This is a genomic window from Rhizobium sp. 01T444 (assembly GCF_056398305.1).
Map to the genome: position 1 here is coordinate 1 of NZ_JBFTPD010000371.1, position 542 is coordinate 542.

Genomic DNA, 542 nt, shown 5'->3' on the forward strand with positions numbered 1-542 from the left:
CCTTCATCTCGCTCGACTGGATGACCGTGTTGATCTCCGCGTTCAGCTTGTCGACCACCGCCTGCGGCGTGCCCGCCGGCGCCAGCACGCCCCACCACAGGTCCAGCGCGCTGCCCTTGTAKCCCGCCTCCTCCAGCGAGGGAATTTCCGGCGCGATCGGCGAGCGTGACGCGGTCGTCACCGCCAGCGCGCGCGCATTGCCCCCGCGCACCTGCGCCAGGATCGAGGGCGCGCTCGCCACCAGCAGGTCGATCTGCCCGCCCAGCAGGTCCGTCGTCGCCGGCCCCATGCCCTTGTAGGGCACGTGCGTCATCTTGATGCCCGCCGCGCCCGCGAACACTTCCGTCGCGAAGTGGTTGATGCTGCCGGAGCCGGAGGTGCCGTAGTTCAGCTTGCCCGGGTGCGCCTTGGCGACGGCGACCAGGTCCTGCACGGTCTTGAAGGGCGAATTCCTGTTCACCGTCAGCAGCAGCGGGCCTTTGGCCAGCAACGCGACCGGCTTGAAATCCCGGATGGCGTCGTACTGCAGGTTGGTGCGGATG

General features: G+C 68.8%; 1 protein-coding gene. It reads right to left on the bottom strand.

Annotated elements, in window-relative coordinates:
* A partial coding sequence (locus AC1DTN_RS38995) for a Bug family tripartite tricarboxylate transporter substrate binding protein (protein WP_477925588.1) occupies positions 1–542 on the bottom strand: 542 nt, incomplete at both ends.